Consider the following 23,074-nt stretch of genomic DNA (forward strand, 5'->3'; position numbering starts at 1 on the left):
CTAGTAGATAATACAAAGTCATTACACCCTGATTTATAGGACTTTTACTGTTCTATAGCCAGTCTTTCTCCAGTTCCTAATAGTACAGCCAATTTTAGACGGAACTTAATTAGTTTTTTATGAATGCTATCACTTCCGAGGAAAGCTCCTACCAGTATCGCGAAAGTAGCCTTCAAAAGATATTTAGTATGGCGTTATCATTAATTATAGCTATATCCATCGCTCTAACTCCATTTTAAGTATGATTTATTCTGGTTGAAATTTCCTCATAGAGTTGAGTTAACTGCCTCCCCTTTCTTTCCCAACTGAAAGTTTCCTTAACTCTTTTCTGTCCAGCTTTACCCATACATAATCTTACCTCTGGGTTACTGGCCAAATACGTCATAGCTTGAGCAATATCACTTACTGCTTGCTCAGGTGTATTTGCCTTAATTTTAAAGCCAGTTTCCTCTGTAACCTGAACTGCTGGGCCTCCTAAATCTAAGCAAATCACTGGTCGCCCTGCTGCCATTGCCTCTAAACACACCAATCCTCCTGATTCATGCAAGCTGGGATGAACTAAGGCATGGCAGTTCTGTATTTTACTCCATGTATCTTCGCGAGACAGATTACCTAAAAACTTGACTTGTTTACTAATATTTAAATATTTAGTTAATATTTCTAGCTGTTTGCGTTCAGTTTCTTCTCCTACAATCCAATACTCAGTATTCGGTAAGTTAGCTTGGGCAAATGCTGCTAATCCTAAATGAAACCCTTTCCTGGTTCACAAGCATACGCACAAATGAGAATTTTTAACTGTTTCATGCCCGACATTTCCTTGATGTCGCTAATATCGTTCCAACTATTCCCTCAGAAGCTGCCCCTAGCTTTGAATATAAAAGCTAGGGGCATCTAGATTATTTCTTTCCACGCCAGTCAATCTTGCCCTATTTCCTTTTCCTTAATCCCCAGTCTCGTGAAGAAAAACTGCTGCAATCCGACTTGATGATAGTAGTTGCTTGGTAGCCAGCCATATAAATAGTGGAATGGTCTTAGCATAGCGGCCGCAAAGTCGCCGTGGTTCTTGAATCCATCTATACAGCCATTCAAGTCCTAAGTCTCTAACTATGCGGGGTGCCCGCTTGTGAATTCCTGCATAAACTGGGAAAACTCCACCCAGTCCAATCATGACAGCTTGTATTTTACCCTTATGTTGAGCTATCCAATTTTCTTGCTTAGGACATCCCAGAGATATTAGGACGGCGCTAGCACCACTAGAATTAATCTTTTGAACCAAGGCTTCGTCTTCAGTTTCAGTCAGGGGACGAAAGGGTAGAGGTTCCATCGCCGCAATCTTCATTTGGGGAAATTCCTGCTCTAACCTTTTTCGCATCCTAGAAAGAATTTCTGTTTGGGAACCTAAAAAGAAAATACTAAGATTTTGTGTTTGAGTTCGCTGACATAATGCTAAAAAAATATCCATCCCTGCCACACGGTCTTGGTAAATAGCCCCCATTTTTCGCATCATCCATACAAGAGGCATACCATCAGGAGTAACTATATCTGCATTTCGTAATACGGTAGCAAATTGTGGATGCCAATGAGCTTCAATGAGCATGTGTACATTAGCTACGTATACACTTTTACTCTCACGCCTACTCGCCCACTTCAGTATTGTTTGTACCTGCTCGTCAAAACGTAAAGCAGTAATAGGGAAATCAAGCACTTTTTTAGTAGGTAGAAGCACTCTTGCCACCATCAATAACTCCTGTGTCCAAGAAAAAAATCCATAGATTGCTTAGACCATTCCAAATATTGAATAATTCGGATTGGATGACTCCTGACTTTTTATAGGCTTGTGTCATCGTTGGAAGTTAACACATGGGGTTGCAATTGCTTTTTTAGTATGCTTTCAGCTTAATCGGTAATATTATAAGTATTTGCTGTTGTGTCCTAGCTTACTGTTTTAAGCTAGGGGTTTTAGATGCTGTTTGACAAAATTCATACTTTCTTCATAATTAATTTTTGGTTGGTTCATGCAAGCATTACAATTATGATAAATTCCTAGTAGAAACTTTATTACTAAGTAGTATTTTTTACGTAATTACTTTACATAGAGAAGCAAAATACAGATGTCGATTTTGATACGTAATTATGTGCTTAAGAGATAAAAGCCCAAAAAATAAGGGGAAGATAAACTTATCTTCCCCTGTTCGATTATTTTTGTTATTATCTGGCTTGTTAGCTTCTTTGAGTTTTTGACGTAACATTTGGCGTTGCTTTTTGAGTTGCCGCTTCCTCGCCGAACCGCCTCGACCTTTGTCATTCCTGCCTTCTTTACGGGGAGATTCCCATCTTTTCAGGCGCATGAGTTTTTAACCTCTCTATTCTATTTACTTATTTAGCAGTGGGCAGGAGGAGAATCGAACTCCTATGACCGCAAGGCCGCCACATTTTGAGTGTGGTGCGTCTACCAATTTCGCCACCCGCCCTTACATCCAACTTAACTATTGTACTATAGATGAGGGATTTTGTAACAAGTTTGAAAATTAATTATCAAAGTTTTTCTGGGAGCAATGATGTCTAACTATTGTATAAGTCTTAAAAGCGTGGCAACGTCAATAAACTAAGGTTAATATCCTGTAGCTTTGCACAGCCACTAAGTGCCATTCCCACATTTAGCTCACCTTGTAGCAGTGAGATGACGTGAGATACACCAACTTGTCCTGCTACTGCTAGTCCCCACAAAATAGGTCGTCCAATCAGTACCGCTTTTGCTCCTAATGCCAGAGCTTTGAGAATGTCTGTACCCCTGCGAATGCCCCCATCCAGCAGTACTTCTATTTTACCATCCACTGCTGCTACTATTTCAACTAGTGCATCTAAAGAAGCGATCGCACCATCGAGTTGTCTGCCACCATGATTGGAAACAACAATTGCTTTGGCCCCATATTCTACAGCCCGCACAGCATCATCTCCCCGTAAAACTCCTTTGATAACTAAAGGTAGTGGAGATAAAGATTGCAACCATTCCAAATCATCCCAAGTTACTGCTGGGTTTAGTTGTTGGGCAAAATAGGTAAATAATCCAGATTCGCCTTTTTCATGGGAAATATCTAGCCCTGAGATGGTGGCGAGATTAGCTAGATGTAAGTCTGTGGGTAAAGCAAACTCGTTACGTCTATCTCTTTCGCGTTGTCCGAGAACAGGTGCATCTACAGTCAGACAAAGTGCTTTGTAGCCTGCTTTATAGGCTTTTTCTACCAAAGCACGAGTTAATCCCTTGTCTTTATGGATGTAAAGCTGGAACCATCGCAGAGACTCTGGAAATTTATCACACGCAGTCGCTACTTCTTCAATGCTCTTTGTGGCCATTGTACTTAATACCATTCCCACACCAGCTGATGCGGCAGCTAGAGCTGTGGCCACTTCTCCATCTGGATGAGCTAGACATTGAAAAGCCATCGGCGCAATTAACAAAGGTAGTTGCAGAGGTTGTCCTAAAATGGAGGTAGTTAAATTGCGATCGCTAACATCGACTAATATCCGAGGTCTTAACTTGACTCGCTCAAAAGCAGCACGATTATCTCGTAATGTGATTTCGTCCCAAGCACCACTGCTATAGTAATCAAGGGTCATTTGAGACAGATGCTCTTTTGCTAGCTTTTCGTACTCAAAGAGATTTATGGGTTGAAAGCGATGGTCGTTGGATACAACTGTCATGGTAGAGGCTGTGGGTTAAGCAATGGGATGTTTAATCCGATTGTCTGATTGAACGATTTTTTTAGTAACTGAGTTCTTTTAAAGGAACTCACAGTGCGATCGCATTAGGAACTCTACCAGTTTCGCCAGCCGCCTTTGGGTGCAACTTCTTTGCTTGTAGATTTCAATCCATGACTTTGAATTAAAGATTGGTATTCTGTACTGCTTGCCCAACGGTCAATTTCTCGCGCCCGCAACACTGGCACTGGATGGGTTAATTGGGCTGTGCGGGCGGTTTTGACCATTTCGCCTAATTCGGTCTTGCTAATGTCATCATAAGCGCGGGCTTGGGCAACAAAGGCATCAAGATTCAGTTGTGGCGCTAAGGTGGGGGAACCACCAGCCAGCTTCATCAACACTGACATGACAACTTTCGGATCTTGGGTTGCTAGTAATGCGGCGCGATCGCAGGTAAACTCAGCACAGCGTACCCATTCTAAAAGTTGTGCCTGTATCGCTTGAGCAACGAAAGTTCCGACATTGGGCACAATTGCCGCAGCTAATATTAGTAAATTTACAGGGGTCAAGTAAACGCTATGGTCACACTTGAGATGTCCCAACTCATGGGCAATTACTGCCTGGATTTCCTCTGGAGTGAGAATATCAATTAGGGATGTGTGTAGCACCACAAAGGGCTGCTTACCGCGCACAGCAAAAGTATAGGCGTTGGGAGCCGGATGTTGCCGGACGTATAACTGGGGAGGCTCTATATCCAGAATTTCACAAGCGTCTAACAACAGCTTGTATAAATCGGGTAGTTGTTTTTCACCAACCAGAATGCTGGAAGCAATATTTTCTACATAGAAAACCTGCTCTGCCATTGGCCCGAGCCAATTTCGCACCAACATGTCTATGCCTGGTATTTGCTTGAGCGTTTTAGTAGCTTCCAGGTCTAATGGATGACGAAATGAGTCAGCTTTTAAACCAATCAGAGGGGTTTTGAAGAAGGACATAGTGCAGCAAGCTATAAAAAACACAACTATGGAATCTGGCTGTTTATTTAACCAGCCACCCACAGTTAGTATAACGATTTAAGCAGGATGGGCAGGGGGAGCAGGGGAGAAAATTTTACCTTGTCTCCCTTGTTGCTTTGTTCCCACCTCAGTCTCAACTAAGAGCTAGGGGGAAGGGTGCGGGGGGATGGAAAAGAGGAATTGGGGACAAGGAGGAAGACTTGTTGCAAGTTCTCACTCAAATCACCTTGTCTCTTCCTGCTCACCTGCTCCCTGCTCCCTTGCCTCTTGTTCAACCTATCAATTTCAACTTGAAAGGCTACTGACACTGGGAGCAGTTTCGGCATCTGCTGATGTTTCACCCACACGAAGGATTTTAGCTCCTAATTGCTGCAACTTCATATCGAGCCGATCGTAGCCGCGATCGAGGTGCTGTAATCCTTGAATTGTGGTTTGTCCTTCTGCCGCCAGTCCTGCGATGACTAGCGCTGCCGATGCTCGTAAGTCTGTGCCTAATACTGGTGCGCCAGACAATTTTGGCACTCCCCGAACGAAAGCAGCATTGCCTTTAACACGAATATCTGCCCCCAAGCGATTTAACTCTGAGGCATGACGCAAGCGATTTTCAAAGACGGATTCGTTAATCACGCTGTCGCCTTCGGCCAATGTCAGCAAAGACATGAACGGCGCTTGCATATCTGTAGGGAAACCCGGATGATATTGAGTTTCAATATCCGTTGCCTTGAGAGTTTCCGCCGGCAGAATGCGTAAGTGTTCAGGCTTGTCCTCAATTATCGTCACCCCAATATCCCGCAGCTTGGCAATCACTGGTATGAGATGTTCTGGAGCTACTGGCGAAAGAAGAAGTTCGGAACGGGTAATTGCTGCTGCCAATAAAAATGTCCCGGCCTCAATGCGATCGGGAATGATACTGTAGTCAACAGAATGCAATTTGGGCACTCCTTCTACAATAATCCTGCTAGTACCTGCCCCTTTAATCTTGGCTCCCATCGCGTTACAGAAGTTAGCTAAATCAACTACTTCCGGTTCTCTGGCAGCATTTTCGATGATCGTTTCGCCCTCTGCCAGGGTAGCCGCCATCATCAAGTTTTCCGTCGCTCCAACGCTGGCGATATCTAAGTAAATCTTCGCACCTTTTAATCTCCGGCTGCTGCCAGGGACGTAGGCATTACAAATGCCATGCTCAATCTGCACCTCAGCCCCCATTGCTTGCAGTCCTCGCACATGCAAGTCAACTGGTCTTGCCCCAATAGCACAACCGCCTGGTAAAGGCATCTGTGCTACTCCCAATCTTGCAAGAATGGCTCCAATGGCGAAGAAACTCGCCCTCAGTTGGGTAACTAGTTCGTAGGGAGCTTTTGATGTTTTAATTTCGCTGGCGTTGATGTCTAAAATATCGCCTTGCCGTGTTAAACGTACACCCAAAGCTGATAGCACCTGACCCATCCGGTCTACGTCCGCTAATAAGGGGACATTACGGATACGACAATCGCCCGGACACAGCAAGGCTCCAGCCATGATTACCAGTGCTGCATTTTTTGCCCCGCTAATTTTCACATGACCTCGCAAAGGATGCCCACCCCAAATTTGCAAGACTGAGGAGTCTGCTTCTGGAGCAATTTTGGCATCTGGTAAGCTGGTAGAAGGATTGATAAGCCTACCTCCAAAAGTAATACGTATTTTATATGTTTGAAGTTGGTTTTGATTCTACAGTAAAGATTCAAATTGTCCACATGTTAGGACAACATCTTGCATAAAAAAAATGTTTTTTGGTGAGAAATATGGGCTGGAAATCAGCGCTATCAAGCTTTTTGAGCTTTTAAAAAATTTAATAAAAAAGAATGAATAAGTAGTAGTTTTAAGCAAAATTAAATACTCAGTAAAATGACTTAAGTGTTCCCTAAAAATCAATGCTGTACTGTTCAGTTAATATTTTGATTCGACCTAATTCCCCGAAAAATTCGTTTCCAGTCTGAGCCTCTTAAAGGAGGCATTAGGTTTTCACTTGACAAAGGTAAAACATAACGCAATAATATGAAATTGTCGATAAAGACAAGTGCCAGCGGAACTGGCGGAATTGGCAGACGCGCTAGATTCAGGTTCTAGTGCCGCAAGGCTTCCGGGTTCAAGTCCCGGGTTCCGCATAATTTTCAGTTAGGAGTTAAAAGTGAAGAGTTAGAAGTTGAAAGAAAACTAAAATTAACTCTTAGCTCCATAATTCCTAACTCCTAACTTTTTGATGTTGACCAGTTTACAAAATTCCCTAGTTAAGCAAATTCGCAAACTCCACTCCACCAAAGAGCGGCACAAGCAGCAGTTATTTTTACTGGAAGGGACGCACCTGTTGGAAGAAGCTTGTGCGGTAAATTACCCACTAGAAACAGTGTGTTGTACTTCAGATTGGCAAGCAGCGCACTCGTCACTGTGGGAAAAGGCTTCTAGTAAAAGCGATCGCACCGAGATTGTCAGCGAGGAAGTATTAAATGCGATCGCTACTACAGTCCAACCTGATGGTGTGGTGGCAACGGCAAAACGAACGGATAGCCAAACTCAACTACCATTCACTGGTTTAGTTCTAGCTTTAGAAACGGTACAAGATCCGGGAAACCTGGGTACGATAATTCGGACTGCGGCGGCAGTGGGAGCATCAGGTTTGTGGGTAAGTGGAGATAGTGTAGATTTAGACAGCCCAAAAGTTCTCCGGGCTTCCGCAGGACAATGGTTTCGCCTAGCAATGTCCGTAACCGAAAATTTAAAAGCAACAGTTCAACAAAGTCAGCAAGCAGGAATGCAGGTAGTGGCAACCTTACCCAGTGCGACTTTAACTTATTGGGATGTAGACTGGCGCAAACCCAGTCTGATTTTACTGGGAAATGAAGGTGCTGGATTGTCGGCAGATTTAGCAGCGATCGCAGATAAGCAAGTCAGAATTCCTTTGAGTCCTGGGGTAGAATCTTTGAATGTAGCGATCGCAGCCGCTTTAATGTTGTACGAAGCTCGGCGGCAAATGAGTTAGGAGTAGAGACGCGATTAATCGCGTCTGTGCAGGAATTAAAACTCATAACTTTTCTTGGGCTTTTGTCTTTTCTTCGAGATATTGTTCAATATCAGCAACTGCATCCTCAAGGGCCGCTAAATCAATATCGATCAAATCTCGATCGACTTCGACTTCATTCAGACTAGTAGTATGCAGTTTGGGGAGGTGGGGAATTTCTTCTTCCTCAGTTGAAATTTCTTGTAAGATATCCTCCAACTGATCGAGAGATTGCTGAAACACTTGATCGGCGACGCGGCGCTGTTGTGGCTGAATTGGCTCCATAATATTGACTTGAAAATCCTGATTTACTGACCTAATTGTGATTGCAGCTTCTACAGATTTAAATTTTGCACTTATAGCATCATAGTTGTGTGCTGTATCAACTTTAGCAGTGGTTATCAATAATATCGATACTTGGCTTTGGTCACTTTTGCCAAGTTGTCTCTAATTGTTAGAACTTGTATTTTTGTAAAGACTATAGAATACTCCTAAAACTTTGTACTTTAATTCGACCGATAAACCGTAGTATAATATTCAGTATGCGATCGCCTCCCAATACTTTTCGGTTAAACCCAATAATCTCTCTTTTGGTCTGGGGAAAGGTTAAAGGGCAATGGGGAAAGGGTTTGAATTTCCCTTTCCCCATTGCCCTTTCCCCGAAAACCCGAAAAGTATTGGATCGCCTCCGGCGGGCGGGTACGCCATCGGACTCTTGTGTCCCAAATAACTAGTATTTAGTCATACTGCGCGTCTACGCATTTACAAGGAAAATATTTTATGAGCAGCGTACAACTTTACTTTGCCAAAGCCTCCACCTTCTCCCAAAGAACCCGTGTGGTTTTACTAGAAAAAGGAATTGATTTTAGCAGCACTGAAATTGACTTACAAAATAAACCAGATGGCTACACACAGATTTCGCGCTACGGCAAAGTCCCGGCGATTAAACATGGGGATATCGAAATTTATGAGTCTGCCATCATCAACGAATATCTTGATGAAGTCTTTCCAGAGCCACCTTTATTACCCCGCGATCCAGGTGCTAAAGCGATCGCTCGGATCTGGATCGATTATGCCAACACTCGCTTTGTACCCGCCTTTAACAAATTTCTCCGTGGTAAAGATGCTCAAGAACAGGGACAAGGACAAAGAGAGTTTTTGGAAGCATTATTGTACATTGAGCAAGAAGGGCTAGGTAAGCTTTCTGGTAATGGCCCTTACTGGTTAGGGGAGCAGCTGAGTTTGGTTGATATCAGCTTCTATCCTTGGTTTGAACGCTTGCCCCTCCTAGAACACTTCCGCAATTTCACCTTACCAACAGAAACCCCTCGTTTGCAGAAATGGTGGAATACTGTGCGCGATCGCGAGTCAATTCGGGCTGTAGAAAATCCCACAAGCTTCTATTTAGAACGATTTGCTAAGATTCTTGGTGCGCCCACTCCCGTTGCTTCTGCCCAAAAATAGTGAATAGGTTACAGTCCTGTATCCGCCATCACTAAAACAATGTTGAATTCACTGGGAGATTAACCCATGAGCTTAAACAGTCAATTATTCAAAGATATACCGCACGTTGAGGGAGAACTCCATTACCTCGCTCCGACAGCAGAAAAACCTGTTAACTACACTTACGAACCACCACCAGGTATTCCACAGCGAAGCGGGAAGTATGAGGTACATACACTCCCAATCTACGATGCTCGGCCGATCGCAGAAAATGTGTCCTTAGATCAGCAGGGATTCGCCTTGGTCGGACAGCACAGCACTGTTAAAGACTTTTACGATCGGGATGAGGTGCGCCGCGTTTACTACCCTGAAGCCGAGGAATTTCTCAAGGATTTGACAGGTGCCCAAAGGGTGATAGTGTTCGATCACAACCTGCGTAATGCCGAACGAGCGAAGCAGGGCGACCAAGGCATAAAGACACCAGTAAGGGGCGTGCACAACGACTTCACCGCCAAGTCTGGCTATAGTCGCGCCCGTGCCGTGTTGGAAGCAATCGGTACTGAAGACCCTGATGAGCTTCTGCGGCACAGATTTAGTGTAGTTAACCTCTGGCGACCGATCGCAGGACCAGTTCAAGAGTCTCCATTAGCGGTGTGTGATGCCCAAAGTATCGCACCGAATGACCTCGTGGCTACCGATCTTGTATATCGCGATCGCGTCGGCGAAACCTACGCAGTCACGTACAATCCAAAACATCGGTGGTTCTACTTTCCGCAAATGCAACGGAACGAAGCGCTACTTATCAAATGTTTTGACTCAGAGGAAGAAGGTTTGGCGCGGTTCGCCGCCCACACCGCATTCGACGATCCAACAAGCCAGCCAGATGCCCCACCACGTGAGAGTATCGAGTTGCGGACGTTGGTTTTCTATGCCGCATAAGGAGCAGGGGAGCAGGGAGCAAGGGGAAAATTCCTCTCCTCTGCACCCCTGCCTCTTCAGCCCAATTCTCCTATTACTGCAATTCAAATCTTGCTTGAAAGAAACGGAGATACTTCGGCTCATAAATCATTTTGAGTCCGCGTAGGCGATCGCGATTATGATAAACTTCTTCAACTGCTTCAGCAGTCAGATCCATGTGAGCCTGAGTGTAAACACGGCGTGGAATAGTTAAACGGACTAATTCTAACTCTGGATAATAATTATCGCCTGTTTCTTTATTGCGCCCTGCGGAAACGATGCCCCGTTCCATTGCCCGAATGCCTGCCTCTAGATACAGTTCTGCTGCTAGACGTTGTGCCGGAAATTGGTCTTGGGGAATTTGTGGTAAAAAGCGTTTGGCATCTAAATAAATGGCATGACCGCCAATCGGCACAACAATTGGAATACCCCAATCTAAAAGCTTTTGTCCAAGATACTCAACCTGACCGACACGGGCACGAATATGATCGTCTTGAACTGATTCTTCTATACCTCGTGCCATAGCTTCCATGTCCCGGCCAGCCATACCACCGTAAGTATGTAGACCTTCATAAATTACTATTAAGTTACGTGCTTCTTCGTAAAGATTATAGTCATTAAGAGCCAGCCAACCGCCGATGTTAACCAGTGCATCCTTCTTACCGCTCATGGTGCAACCGTCGGTATAGGAGCAAAATTCGCGTAAGATGGTAGCGATCGCTTGGCTGGAATAATCCTCCTCTCGCTGTTGGATAAAGTGAGCGTTTTCCACAGCGCGGGTGGCATCAAGAATAATGCGGATACCGTAGGTTTGGGCTAACTGATGTACCGCCCGCAGGTTAGCCATAGAAATCGGCTGTCCGCCAGCCATATTCACGGTTCCGGCAACGCTAATATAGGGAATACGTTCTGCCCCAACTCGCTCAATTAGGTCTGTAAGCTTTTGTAAGTCTACATTACCCTTAAATGGATGCAGTGATTGGGCATCGTGGGCTTCATCAATAATCACATCGACAAAAGTGCCGCCAGCTAACTCCTGATGCAACCTGGTTGTGGTGAAATACATATTGCCAGGTATGTAGTCTCCTGGTTTGATCAGTATTTGAGAAAGAATATTTTCTGCACCACGCCCTTGGTGAGTAGGTACAATATGGCGATAGCCGTAATACTTTTGGATACTTGCTTCTAAATTGTAAAAATTTTTGCTGCCGGCATAAGCTTCATCACCCAGCATCATCCCTGCCCACTGATAATCGCTCATGGCTGAAGTGCCGCTATCAGTGAGCAAATCAATATAGACATCTTCAGAACGTAGTAGAAAAGTATTGTAACCCGCTTGTGCGATCGCCTGTTCGCGTTCAGCGCGAGTAGTAATTTTTAATGGCTCAACCACCTTAATTTTATATGGCTCTGCCCAAGAGCGACGGCGGCGCGGAGAAGTTTGCTTGGCATCGGTCATAGATTCATTCCTCCTTTATGCAGATAAGCCGAATATTTGCATACCATTTTGGGTGCTAATACTTGCTGTTGCCAAGACCGTCATAAGTACTTTTAGCGCTCTTTAGGGGCACACCACTGAGCTATTGGTTCAATTCGTGCTTGCTGGATCAATTCCAAAACTTGTGATTTATTACAACCATAGGTAGATGCTAATAATTCCTCACCTTGTTTTTTTGCATCGTCGGCTGATATACCAAAGGTCATAATTTCTTCGTCTTGGTTAACTGTAATTCTCTCAACTGGAATAATACAGATATATTGCGGTTCATTCTGTCTTATTTGCTGGACCATTATTTACCTACCATTTCATTCTTAATTGTGTCTATTTTCAAGTCTAGATAAATCACGAGTGAAAGTGAAACATAATCAGTATTTAAGTAGTTTTTGATTAAAAAACACTAGTTTTTACACATGGTTAAGGAAATGTTAAGAATTCTCTCAAAATTGCCAAATTTCTAAGTGTAAACAGTTACGTATGGGAAAATAAAGTTAAGCATCAACAAATCTCTTTTTGTAAATTTTTGTTTATTAGATCGGTAATGCGTTAAGACACACGCATTATCGTAAACATCCCTGAACGGATTAATTTAAATCTCTGTTGATTAGTCTTTGGGAATCAGTAAATAAAGGCTGATACTCCTAAAGATGAACTTTTCTTTGCTCAATACAGGCTTCATACCTTGAGTAAGTGCAAGTTTAATAAAAATTGGAGGTTATAAAATGGCAATTCGGAATAACTTAGTTAACAATTTCTGGCAAAGAGTACAAAAAGATTCAGTTAGTTGGGGTTCGTTAGCTCTTTGGATCAGTGGATTAGTTGTTCTATTAGTAATGCTTACCATGTTTTCTAACGCTTAGGTTATTCTAGTTCCTGGGCAACAGCCTGGGAACTAACATAGGGTAGACTTTCATCCCTATAAAACTCAAATTATGAACTACAAACTTTTGGTAACAGTCGTAGTGCTAGCTACTACTAGCTTTGTTACTCCGGTTAAATCTCAAGAACCTACTACCGACACACCAGCAAAATCAAATCAAGTTTTGAATGCTTGTATCCAAAATCAAGCAGAAACTTTACCGAATCCCTTTAGTGATGTGCCAAAAGACCATTGGGCTTTTAAAGCAGTTATGACTATGCACTACTGCGGTGCATTCCGTAAAGCTACGCCACCAGCTTTATTTCAGAAATTGGAACCAACAAATAGGCAGCAGCAACCGCAGAAAGGACCGCAGTTTGAAAAATAAAATAGGAGTCTTATAACTATATTAAATAGCAGAAATTAAGCCAATGAGTGAGCAGGATTGCAGAAAGACTGTCATCCAAACAGGCCAAAAAGTCAATTTTGTAGATATTGGCAGTTCATTTTTGCCTGCCTTTGAAAAAATAACGAGTGTTCTAGTCGTACCTTTTACCAAGGATGGTTTAATTGTATGCCCTCTCCTTGACCGTGGTATTGACCTCCCTGGGGGACATGTGCAGATAGGCGAATTTACTTGTGAGGAAACTGCAAGACGAGAAGTTATGGAGGAGGTAAAAGTAACTCTAGGAGAATTAAAACTTGTGAAATTTATCCAGTCTGATTTTTACGGTAGTCAACCTGAGCAGCTTACATACCTTGTGGTCATGACTGGCTTTGTTGAGGAAATAATCTCTAACAATAGCTATGACTGTCTAAGCTTATGTACACATGAAAGTATGGGAAGAAACATTATGGATATTGATGAATTCATTTCTCAATATCAAGCAGGCAATAAAAATGATATGCGTCAAATTGTGCTAGACGCAAAAAGTGTGCTATTCAACATTTAATGGTATTTTCGCCTTTTGAAACACCTGCTCAACAGTAAATTTGAGTCCCTCGAATAGGGAATCTGTGAGTAATTCGTCTCCCATATAAGTTTGTGGTGCTGCATCTGGATAAAAAACAGTAATACTTCTGGCTTTACTATCTACCACCCACACCCGCAGCACTTTAGCATCCAAATAGTTTTTGGCTTTAGCTACCATTTTTCCAAAGGTTTGTCCGGGTGAAATAATTTCAATCACTAAATCGGGAGGAACAGGACAAGCTTCGTTTTCATCCCAGTTAGTGGGTAAACGTTCATAAGAGATGTACAAAATATCTGGTGTTGGTACCCAATCTCGCCCCCGACGAGTTAATGTAACAGACCATTCCGGGCAGACTTCTCCTTTACCTTCACATGATTGCTCAATCAAGTTGAGAAGAACACGCGTAAGTTTGGCGTGAAAAAATTTTGGTGACATTTTAGGAATTGCTTGACCATCAACAAGTTCATAAGTTATATCTCCTTCACCTGGTGAAAGATTTAAGAACTCTTGCAAGGTTAATTGGTTTTTGGCTTGGAGTATCATGGCTCAGTAATTCGTAATGACGCTCGTTCCTCGCTACCGCTACGCTAACGTAATTCGTAATTCGTAATTGAAGGACAGAGAAACTAATTTAAATTCTGACTTCTATTAGCCCATTATGACTTCTGAATTCTTTTTCAAATTCTTCACATTCCCTGCAAGACTTGCCGAATGATATCTGATGGCACTTCATCGGTAACTGTAACTACACCAATCTCTGTTGGTAAAACAAACCGTACTTTTCCTGCTTTGACTTTTTTATCTAGTTGCAACGCATCAATAATTGCTTCAATATCTACCCCAGATGGTAACTGAGTCGGTAAACCCGTTTTTTGAATTAAAGCATTTTGACGTTCTGTATCTTCTTTTTGCCACATTCCCAATTCCACAGCAATTTGGCCGGCTGCTACCATACCAATGGCTACGGCTTCACCGTGATTCACTAAACGATAACCAGTCAAGCTTTCCACTGCATGACCGATGGTATGTCCATAGTTGAGAATTGCGCGTAATCCGCCTTCTTTCTCATCTTTGCCAACAACGTCAGCTTTGGCTTGACAAGAGCGCGTTAAGATGCTGTCTATTAGCTCAGGTTTTACATAGCGGAGTTGGTCGAGCCGTTTACTTGCTTCCAACTGGGCAAACAATTCAGCATCCCAAATTACACCGTACTTAATAACTTCTGCCATTCCTGCCCGAAATTCGCGCATCGGAAGGGTTTTTAAAACATCTGGGTCAATCAAAACCAAGCGCGGCTGATGGAATGCCCCAATCAAGTTTTTACCGTGGGGATGATTTACGCCAGTTTTGCCACCAATTGCCGAATCTACCATCGCCAAGAGAGTTGTAGGTACTTGGACAACATTAATGCCGCGCAGCCAGGTTGCGGCGGCAAAGCCAGTCATATCGCCAATTACACCTCCGCCCAAAGCCACCATAGTAGCAGAACGTTCTAAGCGGTTTTCTAAGGCGACATCGTAGAGTTTTTGGATGGAATTAAGGTTTTTGTAGCGTTCACCAGGTGGTAAGGTGCAGCTAGCAACTTCAAATCCCGCAGATTTCAGGGATGTAATTGCTCTTTCCCCATAATGCTTAAAAATCGTCGGATTAGAAACTAGCAATACCTTCTTGCCTAGCTTCAGATTGGCCATCTGTTGACCCAGTTGATCTAAATTTGATGGTGCGATCGCAATCTCATAAGACTGCTCTGGTAAATTTACATTAATTAAAGAAGTCATTGCTCAACCCCAAACAAGCGCCCGTGGGCTGTATTCTATCGCAATCTGGGGGATTGAAGTCTGGGGACTGGGTACTGGGGAAGAGTTTTCCAATGCCTAATGCCCAACAACTAATGATTCAATATATTTAGGAAGTATTGTGGAGAAAAATAAATGTTTGCAATTGCAGCTTACATGGGCTTTTTAGCTTTGTTCTTCGGTTTATCTGTCGGTCTGTTGTTCGGTCTGCGGACTGCGAAGATAATTTAACTAAAACTCTTGTGGGGCTGGCATCTTGCCTGCCCTTAGTTAGGGGCGGGTGAGACACCCATCCCACAAGAAGATATTTATCCTACAACTGCTGGACTTGCTACCTTCTCCTGTCTTTGGGAAGGTGGACGCATCCCCAAACCAAGTAAATTGAGCATTTCTCGGTCAGTATCGTAATCTGGACAGGGAGTTGTCACCGTCAACATTTTGTTGTCGTCGCTAGAAAAGATAGAATTGGCTCCTGCCATAAAGCAGAAAGCTTGTTCAACTTGAGAAAGTCTAGCCCTACCAGCACTAAGACGCACATCAGAAGCTGGCATTAAAATTCTGGCTGTGGCAATCATCCGCACGATATCCCAAATGGGGACATCAGGTTGATTTTCTAAGGGTGTGCCCGGCACTTGTGAAAGAATATTAATTGGTACTGACTCTGGATGCGGATGTAAGTTTGCCAGAGTTTGTAACATCCCAACTCGGTCATCGACAGTTTCGCCTAAACCCAGGATACCGCCGGAACATACAGTAACATTTGTCTGACGGACATTCTCAATTGTATTCAAGCGATCGCTATAAGTTCTTGTGGTAATAATTGTGCTGTAATATTCCTGCGAGGTATCTAAGTTATGGTTGTAGGCGTAAAGTCCCGCTTCTTCTAATTTCCTGGCCTGATTCGCCGTCAGCATACCCAAAGTGCAGCACACTTCTAAACCCATTGCGGTTATATCCTTGACCATTTCCAGGACTTCCTCAAATTGTGAGTTATCCCGGACTTCGCGCCAAGCAGCACCCATGCAAATGCGACTCACACCAGTTTCTTTAGCTTTCTGGGCGATGTTAACAACGGTTTCCTTTTCTAGGAGTGCTTCCGCCTTTACCTCTGTTTTATAGCGGGAAGATTGGGCGCAGTAGCTACAATCTTCTGGACAACCTCCCGTTTTAATGGATATAAGCTTACAAACTTGTATTTTTGTTGGGTCATGATATTGGCGATGCACGCTAGCAGCTTGATAAATAAGCTCTAGCAATGGCGTGTTGTATATCGCCCGAATCTCTAATTCCTGCCAATCGTAGCGTATTCCCACCACATCACTATCCTTCTTGTAGACTGGGCTAAATCTTGAGCTTTCTTTTGGTTGAATTTCCTGCGGTACAGTGTTTAGGCAAAGCGATTTTATCGAAGTTATGCCGCGTACTGTGCTTTATCACCCATTGGCTCTCAATCCTTCCGCTCTAGATATTAGACATCAGCTTATCAAGATTTTGGTGGAATGGCAGATTACCAGCAAAAATACTTACTCTATTTTTTGTACAGGATATTGAGTAAAGCAGTTCTAACTGCTGCTAAACCGTAGGTATGAGAGAATTTATACAATTTAGAGTATGTGCTGGGAAGAGATCCCGTCGATTATGATATCAGAACTGCCACTAATTACTAGCGATCGCCTATTATTACGAGCGGCGATTCATGAAGATATACCCCAAATTCTTAAATACTTCATTTATAACAAAACTTATCTCACCCCATTCTATCCTCTATGGGCTGATGGTTTTTTCACTGAAGAATATTGGCAATATCAGATAGAGAATAGTTTTCTCGAATTTATTAATGGGCAATCGTTAAAGCTATTTATTTTTACAAAAAAAAATCCTACTGTAGTTATTGGAACGGTCAATTTTAGCAATTTTGTCCGAGGAGCCGCTCATTTTTGTTACGTGGGATATAGCCTGGCTGAAAGTAAACAAGGTAAAGGATATATGACAGAAGGGCTAAAAGCCGCAACTAAATATCTCTTTCAAGAATTAAATTTTCATCGAGTTATGGCTAATTATATGCCTCACAATCGGCGCAGTGGCAATGTCTTAAAAAGACTCGGATTTGTCATTGAAGGATACGCTAGAGACTATTTGTTAATTAATGGACAATGGGAAGATCATATTATGACAAGTCTTACAAATACTAATTGGCAAGCACCAAAATTTTAAGCAGCTATTTTCTAGCAGTGTAGAGATATCGAACTTATTAAATAAGTTCGATATCTTTGTATTAGGTTTATTTATACACAGCTAACTAACAAAACCGAGATATTAACTTGCAATATATATAAATTCATAGTAAATCCATAATAAATACACAACAACTCCACAAGCAAATGCAAGAGTAATATTTGTTCACCATCTGACTAATCAGCCAATAGGTGAATTTCTTTTAGATGATTGAGGAGTTTTTCAAAATGCCTATTAATTCCATAAAGCGCTTATCTGTATTTTCTACTATCTTCGCTTTTGCTACCATATTGCACGGAGTGGTTTTGGCAGCACCAGTTCCAACTTCTCCGGCTACACCAGGTTTAACAACTCAGAATAGTCCTGCCACACACCAAAAAATCAAACTTACAAACCAACAGCGTCAACAAATCCAAGTGGCTCGCCAGCAAAGAGATAAGGATATTGAAGCTTTATTAAACCCGTCTCAAGCCACTAAATTTAAGGCAGCGTTGCAATCCCGTCAGAGAATTAGAATAGTGTTAAAATCTTTGGATCTGAATCAAGATCAACAAAAACAGGTTCAATCAATTTTGCAAACTTATAATCAACAAGTAAAACAAATTCTATCTCCACAGGCATCACAACCAACACCAAACTCAGTAGGAGTTACTTCACCAACATCAAATCCAGTAGGAACTACTCAACCAGTATCGCAACCAATTAAAAAGTAAAAAACTCAGTTTGATTTAGTTAAGGTTAAGTTTCCGAAGACTGGCGGATTTGATGCAAACTTCGGTTAAGCCAGTCTTCATACCAATCATAAAAACTTAAAGGCTGCCCCTGGTCGCTATTTGGATGAGAATCATCAGGGTCGGTATCATGGAAAAAACTACAAAAATCCAAAGAAGCAGGATATATTCCATTATCATTAGTACGGTCATCTATCCAGATTTTTCCTGACTGCTCCCCGGTAATGACTAATATCGCATCAATTCCACAACCATAAGTTGTAATAGTGAGAGTACCCTGGATAAACTTATTGTCAAAGTAAGCATCATTTCTATTGTTGACAATTAAATCTAAATCATTCCATGCTTCCGTTAAAGGAAATGGTTTAGAGAGAATTTCGTACTTCTCTTGGTATAGTTTTTCTGCGATGACATCTTCATCTTCAATTCCTGATAGTCCAAATAAGCCGTATCCTGGCCCCGCACCACCATTGCCAATTTCTAACAGAAAGTTTTTATATTCACTTGGTAAACTAATATTGTATCTAGATTCAAAAACTTGAATATCTTTGTTACTCAAGCAAGGTTTTAATTGATATTGGTGTGATTCTGAGCCAAAAACCTCAAATGTAGCATCTAAAATAGCTAATTGAGTTAATTTTTTCTTTAATTGCAAAACTTTATTCATTATGCACTCTAGATTTTGATGGTGGCGCTGCCATATTTTAGATATGGTCGCTTTTTGCGTCTATGCTGATGTTGAAGCCAGAGGTAGTATTAAGGGAAGAATGAATTAAGCTTTGCTCGTAATGACTCTGGCTGAAACTCCAAACTACAAAAATTCTAGCAATCCTCTTCTCTCCCTCAACTACGAAAGCGCCTTAGAATCTCTAGGTGATGACTACTATGATGAGGTGGCAGCTGCTGAATTTCCCCAACACATCTTGCGTTGGCGTAACGATGCACTACTACCTCGTTTGGGTTTAGACCCCCAAGTAGTCAAAGACGAAGATTTCATCACAGCTTTTGGCCAGTTTCAGGGGCGCAAACCCTTGTTAGCACTACGTTACCACGGCTATCAATTTGGTGAATATAACGGACAGTTGGGTGATGGTAGAGGCTTTCTCTATGGACAAGTCCGCGCCACTGATGGCGAATTATACGATTTTGGCACAAAAGGCTCTGGGAGAACGCCCTACTCCCGTGGGGGCGATGGTATGCTCACGCTCAAAGGTGGGGTGCGGGAAGTTCTAGCTGCGGAAGCACTACACCACTTGGGTGTACGTACCTCGCGCTGTTTGACCATGATTGAAACAGGTTTACCACTTTGGCGGGGCGATGAACCTTCACCTACCCGCTCATCTGTGATGATTAGAATGAGCAGTTCTCATATTCGGTTTGGCACTTTTGAGCGACTGCACTATTTTCAGCGTCCAGATTTAACTAAGAAGCTGTTAGACCACGTAATTGAGCAGTATTATCGACACTTAAGTAGTGAACAAGATAAATATGTCTTGTTTTACGCCGAATTAGTTAAACGAGTTGCAGAACTAGTAGCGCAGTGGATGGCGGCGGGCTTTTGTCATGCAGTCCTGAATACTGACAATATGTCGATTACTGGAGAGAGTTTTGACTATGGCCCTTACGCGTTTATCCCAACTTATAACCCATCCTTTATAGCTGCATATTTTGATTATTATGGACGCTATTGTTACGGTAATCAACCAAGTATTTGTAAGTTGAATTTACAAATGCTCCAAGAACCTTTAAAGGCGATTCTCGATAAAGACGAAATGGAAGCGGCATTAGAAAGGTTTGATGAATATTATCAAGCTGAATACAGTTCTTTGATGTTGAAAAGGTTAGGTTTTGTGGAATTGTCATACCCACAAGCTGCGGAACTGTTGAATCTAACGGTTGAATTTTTGAAGGATAGCCAAGTTGGTTATCACCAGTTTTTTTATGAGATGGCTCGAACTTTTTCATCAAAATGGCGAGATGAGCCAGGTTTTGTGATGAATAATTCAGATATTGTGCCAGTACCGGGTGCGTCAGGAATTTTTGATGATTGGTGCATACTATACCATAAAATCTTGAATGATTTTGATAGCGACCGCATCGATGTAATTGCCCAAACACTAGCTGTTCATAATCCTAAAACGGCACTATTAAGACCTGTGATTGAGTCTACTTGGAAAGCAATTGCTCAAGAAGATAATTGGCAACCTTTTTATGAGTTAATCCAGGCAATTCAGTCTAGAAAATAGTAAAATCACACCTATTTTCTTTTTCATGTAGACAGACTTATTGAGATTATATCTGGTGTAATTTACACGACGAGTAATCTAATAAGAGACGTTGCATTGCAACGTCTCTACAAAAATTTTTAACTAAATTGTATAGATATAGCAATCCGAGTTGAATTGAATTGCGAGAAAATACCTAGGTCGGTTATCAAATATAAAAGTAAAATTTTATTCAGCCTTGCTAATTAGAAATCACGGCTACACAGACTAAACCCAAAGTTCTGATGCTCTAAAACCTACCTCAGAATTATTTTTGCCTGCGTGGGTTATTTTTTCAATCCACGTACATGGACGATAGTTTATGTAGCAACGAATTTTTTTCACCTATTGGTTCCAAATTTCTCTATCGCATCTTAGAAAACCTTAAAAAAATGAATCAGATATATATATCATACGCATGGAAAGATAACAAGAGTGAATTAGGTAGTCAACGCGAAGAATTAGTCGATAAAATTTGCACCGCACTTATTTCTGAACGTTACAACTTAATTCGCGATCGCAACTATTTAACGCTAGGTAAGAGTATACACGACTTCATGCAGGAAATCGGGCGCGGAAACTATGTAATTGTCGTTGTCAGCGACAAATATTTGCGATCGGAATACTGTATGTTTGAAGCTATTGAAATCATGAAGCGCAAGGATTATGAACAAAAAGTTTTTCCTGTGGTTTTACAGGATGCTAATGTCTATACCAAAGAAGGCAAGACTGAGTATATAAAATATTGGAAGCAACAGAGTGAAAAACTAAAACAACTTATGGGTTCAGAACTATCTGCTCATCAAGATTCTGCAATGTATAATGTTGCTGAAAAAATTATGGAAATTTCCCAGAAGATTGACGAATTCATGTTTTTTATCTCAGATAAATTAAGCATTGATCCGTCTCAAAACTTTAATGGATTTATCAATCAGCTTACTGATGCTATTAAAAATGATGCTGTTAAACTCAGAAGCAAAAAGAGTATTTTAGTTGCAGGAACAGGATTTTTTGAAATTCCTAATGAAATCAATTGGTGCGCTCAACAACTTGGTGAAAAAATAGCAGAATATAACTATAACTTGATAACAGGTGGATGGGAAGGAGTAGATTATGTTGTCGCTGATAATTTTGCCGAAAAAATCGCGCAAAAAGATATACGCCTAACTGATAAGTTAACTCACGTTGTTCCGCGAGGAAAACAACCTGTATTTAAGGGTGGAAAAGTCGAATACACCGAGTCAGGTATTAATGAGTGGCTTGATTGTTTGCGACATTCAGATTTGGTGATTCTTGTGGGAGGCGTTGGTGGAACTTATGAAACTTATCTATATGCTAAACAAGAGAAAATTCCGGTGATTCCTATTGTCTGTACTAATGGCGATGCCAAAAAAGTATTCGACGAAATGCTGGCAAATTGGGATAGTAAATTAATGGGAAATATCTCACCGGAAAAATTTAAATCACTGAATCAATATATCAATGACGAATCAACAGCAGAAGATGTAGTCAATGATGTTATGGATATCGTTAACGAAATTATTTTTGCAAAAACCATGCTAAATACCCAGGGTCAGCTCATCTAATTTGGTATAAGGCATCTGCGAGTTAATAGTATCCCAACCCTCAGCCATCGAGAGTTGAGCGCAGCGATGCACTGAGCGCAGTCGAAGTGTCGAAACTCGGTTTACTGGTACTTTATTTTCACGCAATTCCCTAAACTTAACTTGAAAAATCAAAGAAGATAGGGAGGCATCATAACAAAACTTTTTGCCAATTATGTTCCCGGACGAGAGCGAATATGATCGGGTATATGATGACGATCGCCTAATATTTCTAACAAAGGGCCATTAACGTCAAATTTAACCATACTTACCGACGCGACCAAAATATTCACCCGATAGCGATAGCGTCCCAAATCAATACCCAGTAAACTGCAAAGCATAATCCGAATCGTGGCTTTATGGGAAACCACTAAAACATTACCTTGGTGATGTTTTTCTTGAATTTCAGCAATTACAGGCATAGAACGGTTAGCAATATCTACCGCAGTTTCTCCACCTTTGGGAGCATTCCAAGCGGGTTCTGTCATCCAATTTACATAGTTTTGGGCGTAATTCTCTTGGGCAAACGATTTACTCTTCCTTTCCCATTCGCCGTAACTACCTTCTCTAAGTCCGTCACGCAACTGCATATCCATACCGATAGCATCACAAAATGGCTTGGCAGTTGCAATTGTGCGCTTCATCGGGCTAACGTAAACAGCTTCCCACTTCAATTTTTGATAAACATCGGCAAAACCGGATGCCATCTGCATCCCCTCTGTTGTCAACTCCGCATCAGTTTCACCGCAGAAATTACCACTTTGACTAAAAGTAGTTTCTCCATGTCGCAGTAAATATAAATTGAGTGTCATAGCTTATATCACGATTGGGATAAAGGAGTTGGTGCAAAAACAAAGTACCATCAATCTCGGAATCGATTATGTGACACCAGGACAAAGTAATCAACCAAAAAAGTCAATCCAACACAGACTTTTGAAAAGTTCTCCTTTTCTCTAACTCTCTG

The 23,074-nt window shown here is 41.9% G+C and carries 24 protein-coding genes, 2 tRNA genes and 1 pseudogene; 12 read left to right on the forward strand and 15 right to left on the reverse strand.

Going from position 1 to position 23,074, the window contains the following annotated elements:
• Positions 1-235: 235 nt before the first annotated feature.
• From NPUN_RS39535 to murA, 7 genes and pseudogenes are all read right to left on the reverse strand, one after another.
• Positions 236-700, reverse strand: a pseudogene (locus NPUN_RS39535) (glycosyltransferase family 4 protein); the annotation flags it as partial.
• 240 nt (positions 701-940) lie between these two features.
• Entirely contained in the window at positions 941-1,738 is a 798-nt protein-coding gene (locus tag NPUN_RS28915; protein WP_012411958.1) for a WecB/TagA/CpsF family glycosyltransferase, read from the reverse strand.
• A gap of 337 nt (positions 1,739-2,075) precedes the next feature.
• Positions 2,076-2,348: a hypothetical protein gene (locus tag NPUN_RS28920; protein ID WP_012411959.1), complete on the reverse strand. Its 273-nt coding sequence runs from the start codon at positions 2,346-2,348 to the stop codon at positions 2,076-2,078.
• A gap of 39 nt (positions 2,349-2,387) precedes the next feature.
• Positions 2,388-2,471 (reverse strand) — tRNA-Leu (locus tag NPUN_RS28925).
• 109 nt (positions 2,472-2,580) lie between these two features.
• Positions 2,581-3,702: an alpha-hydroxy acid oxidase gene (locus tag NPUN_RS28930; RefSeq protein ID WP_012411960.1), complete on the reverse strand. Its 1,122-nt coding sequence runs from the start codon at positions 3,700-3,702 to the stop codon at positions 2,581-2,583.
• Positions 3,703-3,815: 113 nt separating this feature from the next.
• Positions 3,816-4,694 (reverse strand): M48 family metallopeptidase, encoded by an 879-nt coding sequence (locus NPUN_RS28935; RefSeq protein WP_012411961.1) that lies wholly within the window; start codon positions 4,692-4,694, stop codon positions 3,816-3,818.
• Positions 4,695-5,000: 306 nt separating this feature from the next.
• Positions 5,001-6,368 (reverse strand): UDP-N-acetylglucosamine 1-carboxyvinyltransferase, encoded by a 1,368-nt coding sequence (gene murA, locus NPUN_RS28945; protein ID WP_083782447.1) that lies wholly within the window; start codon positions 6,366-6,368, stop codon positions 5,001-5,003.
• Positions 6,369-6,777: 409 nt separating this feature from the next.
• Between murA and NPUN_RS28950 the strand changes: the two genes are divergently transcribed.
• Together NPUN_RS28950 and NPUN_RS28955 are read left to right on the forward strand one after the other, a co-directional pair.
• A tRNA-Leu gene (locus NPUN_RS28950) sits at positions 6,778-6,859 on the forward strand.
• 95 nt (positions 6,860-6,954) lie between these two features.
• A complete protein-coding gene (locus NPUN_RS28955; RefSeq protein WP_012411963.1) occupies positions 6,955-7,731 on the forward strand; it encodes a TrmH family RNA methyltransferase in 777 nt (258 codons plus the stop codon).
• Positions 7,732-7,773: 42 nt separating this feature from the next.
• On the opposite strand, the gene NPUN_RS28960 is transcribed toward NPUN_RS28955, so the two are convergent.
• Positions 7,774-8,154 carry a hypothetical protein gene (locus NPUN_RS28960; protein ID WP_012411964.1) on the reverse strand — a complete coding sequence of 127 codons (381 nt, stop codon included), beginning with the start codon at positions 8,152-8,154 and terminating at the stop codon, positions 7,774-7,776.
• 375 nt (positions 8,155-8,529) lie between these two features.
• Between NPUN_RS28960 and NPUN_RS28965 the strand changes: the two genes are divergently transcribed.
• Together NPUN_RS28965 and NPUN_RS28970 are read left to right on the forward strand one after the other, a co-directional pair.
• Positions 8,530-9,213, forward strand: a complete 684-nt coding sequence (locus tag NPUN_RS28965) for a glutathione S-transferase family protein (RefSeq protein WP_012411965.1) — start codon at positions 8,530-8,532, stop codon at positions 9,211-9,213.
• A 66-nt stretch (positions 9,214-9,279) separates the two neighbouring features.
• A complete protein-coding gene (locus NPUN_RS28970; protein ID WP_012411966.1) occupies positions 9,280-10,131 on the forward strand; it encodes a CmcJ/NvfI family oxidoreductase in 852 nt (283 codons plus the stop codon).
• Between the two features lie 73 nt (positions 10,132-10,204).
• On the opposite strand, the gene NPUN_RS28975 is transcribed toward NPUN_RS28970, so the two are convergent.
• Both NPUN_RS28975 and NPUN_RS28980 read right to left on the reverse strand, forming a co-directional pair.
• Complete coding sequence (locus NPUN_RS28975) at positions 10,205-11,608, reverse strand: tyrosine phenol-lyase (RefSeq protein ID WP_012411967.1); 1,404 nt, start codon at positions 11,606-11,608, stop codon at positions 10,205-10,207.
• 92 nt (positions 11,609-11,700) lie between these two features.
• Positions 11,701-11,940: a hypothetical protein gene (locus NPUN_RS28980; protein WP_012411968.1), complete on the reverse strand. Its 240-nt coding sequence runs from the start codon at positions 11,938-11,940 to the stop codon at positions 11,701-11,703.
• A 429-nt stretch (positions 11,941-12,369) separates the two neighbouring features.
• On the opposite strand from NPUN_RS28980, the gene NPUN_RS43700 reads away from it, so the two are divergent.
• From NPUN_RS43700 to NPUN_RS28990, 3 genes are all read left to right on the forward strand, one after another.
• Positions 12,370-12,507, forward strand: a complete 138-nt coding sequence (locus tag NPUN_RS43700) for a hypothetical protein (RefSeq protein WP_234710998.1) — start codon at positions 12,370-12,372, stop codon at positions 12,505-12,507.
• 72 nt (positions 12,508-12,579) lie between these two features.
• Complete coding sequence (locus NPUN_RS28985; protein WP_012411969.1) at positions 12,580-12,894, forward strand: hypothetical protein; 315 nt, start codon at positions 12,580-12,582, stop codon at positions 12,892-12,894.
• A 43-nt stretch (positions 12,895-12,937) separates the two neighbouring features.
• Positions 12,938-13,459 (forward strand): NUDIX hydrolase, encoded by a 522-nt coding sequence (locus tag NPUN_RS28990; protein WP_012411970.1) that lies wholly within the window; start codon positions 12,938-12,940, stop codon positions 13,457-13,459.
• Here the strand turns inward: NPUN_RS28990 and NPUN_RS28995 are convergent.
• Complete coding sequence (locus NPUN_RS28995) at positions 13,445-14,023, reverse strand: Uma2 family endonuclease (RefSeq protein ID WP_012411971.1); 579 nt, start codon at positions 14,021-14,023, stop codon at positions 13,445-13,447. The two genes, NPUN_RS28990 and NPUN_RS28995, sit on opposite strands and share 15 nt — an antisense overlap.
• Positions 14,024-14,166: 143 nt before the next feature.
• Complete coding sequence (gene aroB / locus NPUN_RS29000) at positions 14,167-15,258, reverse strand: 3-dehydroquinate synthase (RefSeq protein ID WP_012411972.1); 1,092 nt, start codon at positions 15,256-15,258, stop codon at positions 14,167-14,169.
• Between the two features lie 153 nt (positions 15,259-15,411).
• Between aroB and petL the strand changes: the two genes are divergently transcribed.
• Positions 15,412-15,507, forward strand: a complete 96-nt coding sequence (petL, locus tag NPUN_RS41085) for a cytochrome b6-f complex subunit PetL (protein ID WP_148220371.1) — start codon at positions 15,412-15,414, stop codon at positions 15,505-15,507.
• Positions 15,508-15,584: 77 nt separating this feature from the next.
• Here petL and bioB read toward each other — a convergent pair whose 3' ends face one another.
• Positions 15,585-16,592, reverse strand: coding sequence for a biotin synthase BioB (bioB, locus tag NPUN_RS29005; RefSeq protein WP_012411973.1), 1,008 nt, complete (start codon positions 16,590-16,592; stop codon positions 15,585-15,587).
• Between the two features lie 322 nt (positions 16,593-16,914).
• Between bioB and NPUN_RS29010 the strand changes: the two genes are divergently transcribed.
• Positions 16,915-17,490 (forward strand): GNAT family N-acetyltransferase, encoded by a 576-nt coding sequence (locus NPUN_RS29010; protein ID WP_041565698.1) that lies wholly within the window; start codon positions 16,915-16,917, stop codon positions 17,488-17,490.
• 248 nt (positions 17,491-17,738) lie between these two features.
• Positions 17,739-18,224: a hypothetical protein gene (locus NPUN_RS37940; RefSeq protein ID WP_148220372.1), complete on the forward strand. Its 486-nt coding sequence runs from the start codon at positions 17,739-17,741 to the stop codon at positions 18,222-18,224.
• 25 nt (positions 18,225-18,249) lie between these two features.
• On the opposite strand, the gene NPUN_RS29020 is transcribed toward NPUN_RS37940, so the two are convergent.
• Positions 18,250-18,909, reverse strand: coding sequence for an SMI1/KNR4 family protein (locus NPUN_RS29020; protein ID WP_012411976.1), 660 nt, complete (start codon positions 18,907-18,909; stop codon positions 18,250-18,252).
• A gap of 121 nt (positions 18,910-19,030) precedes the next feature.
• Between NPUN_RS29020 and NPUN_RS29025 the strand changes: the two genes are divergently transcribed.
• Positions 19,031-20,488, forward strand: a complete 1,458-nt coding sequence (locus NPUN_RS29025) for a protein adenylyltransferase SelO (protein WP_012411977.1) — start codon at positions 19,031-19,033, stop codon at positions 20,486-20,488.
• A gap of 326 nt (positions 20,489-20,814) precedes the next feature.
• Entirely contained in the window at positions 20,815-22,092 is a 1,278-nt protein-coding gene (locus tag NPUN_RS29030; protein WP_012411978.1) for a toll/interleukin-1 receptor domain-containing protein, read from the forward strand.
• Positions 22,093-22,283: 191 nt separating this feature from the next.
• On the opposite strand, the gene NPUN_RS29035 is transcribed toward NPUN_RS29030, so the two are convergent.
• Complete coding sequence (locus NPUN_RS29035; protein ID WP_012411979.1) at positions 22,284-22,922, reverse strand: histidine phosphatase family protein; 639 nt, start codon at positions 22,920-22,922, stop codon at positions 22,284-22,286.
• Between the last annotated feature and the right edge of the window lie 152 nt (positions 22,923-23,074).

The organism is Nostoc punctiforme PCC 73102 (genome assembly GCF_000020025.1).
GTDB lineage: Bacteria > Cyanobacteriota > Cyanobacteriia > Cyanobacteriales > Nostocaceae > Nostoc > Nostoc punctiforme.